General features: G+C 71.7%; 6 protein-coding genes and 1 pseudogene. 4 read left to right on the top strand and 3 right to left on the bottom strand.

What is annotated here, in order from left to right:
* Window positions 1–882: MFS transporter (locus tag F3J10_RS33205; RefSeq protein WP_240155784.1), on the bottom strand; the 882-nt coding region annotated here is incomplete at its 3' end.
* A gap of 102 nt (window positions 883–984) precedes the next feature.
* On the opposite strand from F3J10_RS33205, the gene F3J10_RS33200 reads away from it, so the two are divergent.
* Together F3J10_RS33200 and F3J10_RS33195 are read left to right on the top strand one after the other, a co-directional pair.
* Window positions 985–1,974, top strand: a complete 990-nt coding sequence (locus tag F3J10_RS33200) for a LysR family transcriptional regulator (RefSeq protein WP_025100679.1) — start codon at window positions 985–987, stop codon at window positions 1,972–1,974.
* A gap of 283 nt (window positions 1,975–2,257) precedes the next feature.
* Complete coding sequence (locus tag F3J10_RS33195; RefSeq protein WP_166916321.1) at window positions 2,258–3,928, top strand: lectin; 1,671 nt, start codon at window positions 2,258–2,260, stop codon at window positions 3,926–3,928.
* A 75-nt stretch (window positions 3,929–4,003) separates the two neighbouring features.
* On the opposite strand, the gene F3J10_RS33190 is transcribed toward F3J10_RS33195, so the two are convergent.
* Complete coding sequence (locus F3J10_RS33190) at window positions 4,004–4,765, bottom strand: 3-oxoacyl-ACP reductase (protein WP_166916323.1); 762 nt, start codon at window positions 4,763–4,765, stop codon at window positions 4,004–4,006.
* A gap of 92 nt (window positions 4,766–4,857) precedes the next feature.
* On the bottom strand, window positions 4,858–5,532 hold the full coding sequence (locus F3J10_RS33185; protein WP_166916325.1) for a phospholipase: 675 nt from the start codon (window positions 5,530–5,532) through the stop codon (window positions 4,858–4,860).
* Between the two features lie 211 nt (window positions 5,533–5,743).
* Here F3J10_RS33185 and F3J10_RS33180 point away from each other — a divergent pair, with 211 nt between their 5' ends.
* Window positions 5,744–6,943, top strand: coding sequence for an AAA family ATPase (locus F3J10_RS33180; RefSeq protein ID WP_167243858.1), 1,200 nt, complete (start codon window positions 5,744–5,746; stop codon window positions 6,941–6,943).
* A pseudogene (locus F3J10_RS33175) lies at window positions 6,940–7,791 on the top strand (cobalamin biosynthesis protein CobT); the annotation flags it as partial. The gene F3J10_RS33180 and the pseudogene F3J10_RS33175, both read left to right, overlap by 4 nt.

The raw sequence follows: 7,791 nt of genomic DNA, 5'->3' as shown, positions 1-7,791 counted from the left end.
CGCGCCGGCCAGGCCGAAGGCGCCGGCCACGGCGCTGCCGAGATGGAAGGGCGCGCCATGCAGCATCACCGCGAGCGTGGTCCAGAACGCGCTGAAGCCGAGCGCCAGGATGCCCTGGGCGAAGGCCGCCCGGCGCAGCGCCGGGTGCCGGCGCCACAGGCCGCCGAGCGAGGCGATCAGCTCGCGATACGGCATCTGCGTGGTGGGCCGGAAGCTCGGCAGCCCGCGCGCGGCAGCCAGGCCGATGGCGGCCACGCTCGCCGCCGCGATCACGAAGGTGGCGCGCCAGCCGAGGCTGCCGGCCACCACGCCGGCCACCACCCGCGACAACAGGATCCCCAGCAGCAGGCCCGTCATCACGGTGCCGACCACCTTGCCGCGATGCGCATCGGGCGCGAGCGTGGCCGCCGCGGGCACCACGTCCTGGGCGAGCGTGGCCGCCAGCCCGACCGCGAAGCTCGCCGCCAGCAGGAAGCCGATCGACGGCGAGATCGCGGCCAGCAGCAGCGCGGCCACCAGCACGCCGGCCTTCACCAGGATCACGCGGCGCCGGTCGAAGCGGTCGCCGAGCGGCGCCAGCAGCAGGATGCCGATCGCATAACCGAGCTGGGTGAGCGTCGGCACCAGGCCGACCATGCGGGCCGAGGCGCCGATGTCCGGCCCCAGCACGCCGAGCATCGGCTGGCTGTAATAGAGCGGCGCCACGCCGAGCCCAGCGGCGGCGGCCAGCAGCAGCACCAGGCGCGGCGTCAGCAGGGCATGCAGCGCCTGCGCCCCGGCAGGCACTGCCGAAGCCGCGCCCGGCCGGGATCCAGGGAGCGGCGCCGGGTCGGCCAGCACGGCCTCGCGCGAGGCATTGTCGAAGTCAGGGGTCGAACTCATCTTGCGGTGTCCATCGGTATCGAATCAGCAAGCCGCGAGTGTGAAGGCAGCGGCGCGGGCCTGGTAGTGGCACCGCCCGCACATTTGTTATACGCTCCGCGCATGAGCGCCAAACTGCCCACCACGCCTGCCTCTGGCGGAAATCGCCGGCTTCCGGAAGTGTCTCCCGGTGATGCCGGCTATCGTTTCCAGCTTATGGAGACCTTCGTACGTATAGTCGAATCGGGCAGCCTGTCCGCCGCGGCGGCCCTGCTCCGGACCACCCAGCCCACCGTCAGCCGTCGCCTGCAGGCGCTCGAGCGCTCGCTCGGCGTGCGCCTGCTGCAGCGCTCGACCCACTCGATGCGGCTGACCGTCGACGGCGAACGCGCCTTCAAGCGCGCCAAGGAGCTGCTGGCGAGCTGGGCCTCGTTCGAGGCCGACCTGCGCGGCGCGCAGCAGGAGCCGGAAGGCCATCTGCGCGTGACGGTGCCGCACGCCTTCGGCCAGCAGATCTTCGTCGGGCCGCTGATCGGCTTCCTGCGCGAGCACCCGCGCGTGAGCGTCGAATGGCTGCTGCAGGACGAGGTGCACGACTTCATCGGCACCGGCATCGACTGCGCGATCCAGATCGGCGAGGTGACCGATCCATCGGTGGTGGCGATCCGGATCGCCGACGTGGCGCGCTTCGTGGTCGCCGCACCCTCGATGTTCGAGGACGGCAGGATCCCCGCCACGCCCGAGGAGCTCGCCGCGCTCGACTGGCTCTCGCTGCGCACCTACTACCGCAACGAGGTGGTGCTCCGGCACCGGCGCAGCGGCGAGACGCAGCGCTTCACGATCCAGCCGCGCATGAGCACCGACAACCTGTTCGCGCTGCGCTCGGCGGCGCTGCACGGCATGGGCGTGGGCATCGGCTCGTCCTGGCTGCTCGCCGAGGAACTCGAGGCCGGCCGCCTGGTGCGCGTCGCGCCCGACTGGGAGGCCGCGCCGCTGCCGGTATTCCTGGTCTATCCGCACGCGCAGTTCTACCCGTCCCGGCTGCTGCGCTTCGTGGCGATCATGCGCGAGGCGGTGCCGAAACTGGTCGGCGATCCGCTGCGATTCGGCTAGGCCACCCCGCGCCGGCCCGCCTCGCGAGGCACGCATTCCCGCCTGCCCCGCATACCGACCAGTCCACCTCCAGGCCGCGCCTCAGCACCAATCCGCAACGATTCCTCCGATTGCTGCACGCGCCGCCGGGCACGTATCGCGGCGCTTCGGATTCCCTGCCCGGGATTCGGCAGTCCGGCAGACCGATCGCCCCTCGCGATGATGCAATCCCCGCCACCGGTTGCGCATGCAAGCATGCCGGCCGGGCCCCGCCAGCCATACCCCCTACTTCTCGAGGAATCTCATGGGCATCACACGTCGTTCGATTCTCAAAACCGGCGTTGCGGCAGCGGCCGTCGGCGCGCTCGATGCGCGCGGCCTGACGCGCGCGCTGGCCGCCACGCAACGCGCGGCCGTCAGCGGCGCCGGCGACGTGGTCGGCAAGGTGACGGTCGGCTACCAAGGCTGGTTCGCGGCGATCGGCGACGGCGCACCGATCAACGGCTGGTGGCACTGGGCCGGCAACTGGTCGCAAGCGCCCTCGCCGAGCAACAACGCGATCAAGGCCTGGCCCGACATGCGCGGCTACGCGCACGGCTACCAGAGCGCCTTCAGCCCGCTCAACAGCGGCGCGCCGGCCACGCTGTTCTCGCAATACGACCTCGACACGGTGAACCGGCAGTTCAGCTGGATGCAGGCCAACGAGATCGACACGGTCGCGCTGCAGCGCTTCAACCCGTTCTCGGGCGAGGGCGCCACGCGCGACGTGGCGGCCGCGCATGTGCGGCAGGCCGCCGAAACCTACGGCCGCAAGTTCTACATCATGTACGACGTGTCCGGCTGGACCGCCATGCAGACCCAGATCAAGCAGGACTGGACCTCGAAGATGTCGCAGTACATCGCCTCGCCGGCCTATGCGCGCCAGAACGGCAAGCCGGTGGTCTGCATCTGGGGCTTCGGCTTCGACGACGTGAACCACCCGTTCGACGCCGCCGCCTGCGCCGACGTGATCCAGTGGTTCAAGGCGCAGGGCTGCTACGTGATCGGCGGCGTGCCGACCCGCTGGCGCACCGGCGGCTCGGTGCGCCCGAACTTCCTCGACGTGTTCCACCAGTTCGACATGATCTCGCCGTGGATGATCGGCGCGATCGGCTCGATCGCCGAGGCCAATGCCTTCGCGGTGGAAGTAGCGGCCGCCGACAAGGCCGACTGCGACGCGCACGGCATCGACTACCAGCCCTGCGTGATGCCGGGCGACCTGTCGATCCGCCAGCGCGCGCACGGCAACTACATGTGGCGGCAGCTCTACAACCTGGTGAACCTCGGCGTGTCGGGCCTCTACATCTCGATGTTCGACGAGTACAACGAGGGCAACCAGATCCTCAACACCGCCGCCACCCAGCAGGACGTGCCCGCCGGCTCGGGCTTCCTGAGCCTGGACGAGGACGGCACGCCCTGCTCCTCCGACTACTACATGCGCCTGACGCGCGACGGCGGCCGCATGCTGAAGGGCTCGCTCGGCCTGACCCAGGTGCGCCCGACCGCGCCGGTGCTGAACAGCACGGTCGGTCTCGCGACCGTGGTCAGCCTGCGCTCGCGCACCAACAACCTGTATGTGACGGCCGAGAACGCCGGCGCGCAGGCGCTGATCGCCAACCGCCAGGCGGTCGGCCAATGGGAGCAGTTCGACCTGGTGAATGCCGGCAACGGCGCGGTGGCGCTGCGCTCGCATGCCAACGGCCTGTACGTGACGGCCGACAATGCCGGCGCCGCGCCGTTGATCGCCAACCGCAGCGCGGTCGGCCCCTGGGAGACCTTCGACCTGATCGTGCAGCCCTTCACGGGCGCGGCGGTGGCCCTGCGCGCGCATGCCAACGGCAAGTACGTGAGCGCCACCAACTCGGGCCAGGGCCAGTTGATCGCCACCGCCACCCAGGTCGGCGGCTGGGAGCAGTTCGACCTGCTGGTGTCCTGATCGCGCGCTCGGCCCGACCAGGCCGAGCCGCCCGCGTATGCGCCGCCGACCCGGCGCATACGCGGCAAGCGGGCCTCAGCCCTTCACCAGCCCGCCGTCGACGATCAGGTTCTGCCCCGTCACGGCACGCGCCCAGGGCGAGAGGAAGAACAGCACCGCGTCGGCGAATTCCTCGGGCGTGGTCACGCGGCGCAGCGGCGTGAAGCCGGCGATCATGTCGAACACCGTCTCGGGCGTGGCGCGGCTCGCGTCGGTGGTGCGCAGCAGGCCGCCCGACACCATGTTGACGGTGATGCCGTGCGGGCCCAGGTCGTTGGACGCCGTGCGCGTCAGCGACAGCAGCGCGGCCTTCGAGGCCGTGTAGTCGTGATAGGGCACCACCGGGTTCTGGAACAGGTTGGTGCCGACATTGACGATGCGGCCGAAGCCTCGCTCGCGCATGCCGGGCACGGCGGCCTGCATGGTGTTCAGCGCGCCCTTGACCGCGCTCTCCAGTTGCTGCTGCATGCGCTGCCAGGAAAGCTGCTCGAGCGTCGGCCGCGCATCGCCGTCGAAGCGGAAGCTGGCCAGCGCGTTGTTGATCACCGACGCCACCGGCTGGCCGGTGCGCGCCCGCGCCGCCTCGAACATCCGACCCACCTCGCCCGCATCGGTGACATCGGCGCGCAGCGCGATCGCTTGCGGGCCGAGCTCGGCCACCAGCGCATTCGCGGCCGATTCGCTATGCAGGTAGTTGACAATCACCGACGCGCCCTCGCGCACCAGCGCCCGGGAGATCGAGGCGCCAAGCCCGCGCGCGCCACCGGTGACGAGCACCCATTGTTCGGACAGTTTCATTCGCGACGTCTCCGCACCGGAAAAGCGCGATTATGGCGCGCCGCCGTGAACGGCGACGTCTCGTGCCCGCCCGGGACGATCGGCGGCGGCGCTCAGGCCGCCGCGCCGCGCTTCGCCACCCAGGCCGCGAAATCGTCGACGATCGCCTCGCTGAGCTGATGGCCGACCGGGTAGCGATGCACGCGATGCGGCACGCCCAGCTCGTCGAGCATCGCATCGGCGCGCTCCGCCCACGATACCGGCAGCTTGTCGTCGTATTCGCCGTGGGCGATGAAGGCGTCGAGCCCCGCCAGCGCCTCGCGCGGCGCCAGGTGCTCGGCGATCTCCGGCAGGATCCGCCCGCTCAGGATCGCGAAGCCGCGCACCGCGTCCGGCGCGCTCAGGCCGACGCTCGCGCTCATGATGCCGCCCTGGCTGAAGCCGCCGATCAGCGTCGGCAGCGGCGCCGCGCCGTCGGCCTGGCGCAGCGCGCGAACCAGGCCGATCAGCTGCTGCCGGCTCGCCTCGGCCTGGGCCGCGTCGATCGACGGGCCGTTCGGCCCGAAGCGCACGTGGAACCACGCGTATTGATCCGGGCCCAGCGTCAGCGGCCCGCGCACGAAGGCGATCTCGAGACGCGGATCGAGCGCCTCGGCCACCGCCAGCAGATTGGTTTCATTGCCGCCCACGCCATGCAGCAGCAACAGCCGCGCCAGCGGCACGCCGGCGGCCGGGCGCGGTCGGAAGACGAGCGGCGAGCCCGGCACCTGGGTCAGGGATGAGGTCATCGGGGATGGCTCCATGGCGCGAGCGGCTCGCGCGTCGAGAAAAAGCCTCAGTCTGAATCAATCGGATCGAGCAACAAACCACTCACGGGAAATGCATTCCATCACAAATGGAAGCAATCGCCGCCTTGCCCCGTTTTTGCACGGCTGGGCGACGACGGCGCACAATGAGGCTCCCGACCGGCTCCGCCGTCCCTCCCGCCCCTGCCCGCCGATGAGCACCCAGCCCGCCCCGCTTCCCTCCGAACCGTCGCCCGTCGGCGTCTACGCGCGCGACGACGACGCCTGGCTGGTCAGCCATTCCGAGCGGCCGCACATGTACCGGATCCAGCACCGCCGCGCGGACGGCTCCACCGACATCGACACCGTGATCGACCTGGACAACCTCGACGCGAAGCTGCGCAAGTGGCAGCGCGAGGGTTACGCGCGCCGCGACGAGGCCGGCGAAGGCGCGCCGCCGCCGCATCGCGCGCATTTCCTGGCCGAGCTGCGCGCGGCGATGCACGACGCGGCGCAGCCGGGGCAGGCCGGTGAAGAACCCGCCGTCACGCTGGCCGGCGCGCGCCTGCCGCTCGGCGCCGGCGGCCCGCTGGTGCCCGAGCGCAACCCCGCCTACCTGTTCGCCGAGCGCTCGGCCAATATCGTGCGCGACATCGCCGAGAACCGCCGGATCCTGCTGATCGGCCATACCGGCACCGGCAAGACCAGCCTGATCGAGCAGGCCGCGGCCCATTCGGCGCACGGCGTGCTGCGCGCGAACATGAACGGCCAGACCACGGTGGGCGACTTCGTCGGCTTCTGGACCGTCAAGGGCGGCGAGACCCTGTGGGTCGACGGCGTGCTGCCGACCGCGATGCGCGCCGGGCTCTGGCTGATCGTCGACGAGATCGACTTCGCCGAACCGGCGATCCTCGCCGTGCTGACCGCCGTGCTCGAGCCCGGCGGCCGCCTCCTGCTCAAGGAGCGCGGCGACGAGATCGTGGCGCCCCATCCCGGCTTCCGCCTGTTCGCGACCGCCAACGCGGCCGGCGCGATGAGCCGCTTCCGCCACCTGTACCAGGGCGCCAACCTGATGAACGACGCCTTCCTGGACCGCTGGCGCGTCTACCAGATCGACTACCTGTCGCCGGCCGAGGAGGCCGAGGTGCTGCGCCGGACCTTCGGCGCGCGTGTCAGCCCGGCGATGGCCGAGACGCTGGCGGCGATCGCCGCGGCCTGCCGGCGCGCCTTCGAGCGCGACGACCTGGCCAGCGCCTTCTCGACGCGCCGCCTGATCGACTGGACCGCGCTGATGCTGCGCACCGGCGATCCCGAGATCGCCGCCGGGCCGACCATCTACGCCAAGGTCGGCGACGAGGACGCCGCGCTGATCCGCGACATCGTCCGCCACTACATCGACCTCGACGCATCGTGAGCCAGCCGAACCCGCGCCCGGACACCGCGCCGCCGAGCGCCGGGGACGATCCCGGCGAGCGGCTCGGCAAGCTGGCGCGCGTGCTGACGAACCAGCCGGCGCTGCAGGTGAGGATCGCGCGCGACGGGCCGCGCATCGAATGGGTCGAACGCGACGGCAGCGCCGTGCCCGACGTGCTGGTACTGCCGGCCACGGCCGGCGAGCAAGCCTTGTCGGACGACGAACTGGCCGGCTGGGTCGACCTGCTGGCCGCTCGCCTGCGCTTGGGCGAGCCCGCGCAGCATGCGCGCCTCGCCTCGGACGCCACCCGCGCGCTGGCCGAAACCATCGACGACCACCGCGCGAGCCTCGCGCTGGCCGCGCGGCTCCCCGGCGCCGCGACGCTGCTGGCGCGCCAGCGCGAGGCGGCCGCGCGCGAGATCGCCCGGCGCTGGCCGAAGCTGAACTGGCGCGAACGCTTCGTCTGGCGCGTCGGACGCGCGCTGCGCGACGAGGCGGTGCCGCTCACCGAACGCGTCGACTCGATCGAGGCCACGCTCGGCGCCAGCACCGAGCTGATCGCGGCCGCGCGAGCCTCGCGCTCGACGGCCGAGAGCATCGCCGCGGCCGGCCGCATCGTCGAGCGCGTGCGCCAGCTCGCGCGCGGCGAGGCCAACAACATGATGATCACGGTCGATCGCGAGACCTCGCTGGACGCGCCCGCCACCGCCACCGAGATCGATCCCGACCGGGACTTCGACGCGGCCGGCCCGCCCGATGCGCGCAGCAGCAGCACCGAGCCTTCCGGCGCGGCGACGCTGGCCGATTCGGCCTCCTCGGCCGACGACCAGGCCGCCGGCGACAGCGCC

The sequence above is a fragment of the Burkholderia sp. Cy-637 genome (assembly GCF_011753175.1).
Classification (GTDB): Bacteria; Pseudomonadota; Gammaproteobacteria; order Burkholderiales; family Burkholderiaceae; genus Burkholderia; species Burkholderia gladioli.
This window is presented reverse-complemented; position numbering and strand designations above follow the sequence as displayed.

Bases quoted from the DNA above. Each gene is read 5' to 3' on its own strand.
- F3J10_RS33200 (WP_025100679.1), top strand. From the start codon at position 985: ATGAGCGCCAAACTGCCCACCACGCCTGCCTCTGGCGGAAATCGCCGG.
- F3J10_RS33195 (WP_166916321.1), top strand. From the start codon at position 2,258: ATGGGCATCACACGTCGTTCGATTCTCAAAACCGGCGTTGCGGCAGCG.
- F3J10_RS33190 (WP_166916323.1), bottom strand. From the start codon at position 4,765: ATGAAACTGTCCGAACAATGGGTGCTCGTCACCGGTGGCGCGCGCGGG.
- F3J10_RS33185 (WP_166916325.1), bottom strand. From the start codon at position 5,532: ATGACCTCATCCCTGACCCAGGTGCCGGGCTCGCCGCTCGTCTTCCGA.
- F3J10_RS33180 (WP_167243858.1), top strand. From the start codon at position 5,744: ATGAGCACCCAGCCCGCCCCGCTTCCCTCCGAACCGTCGCCCGTCGGC.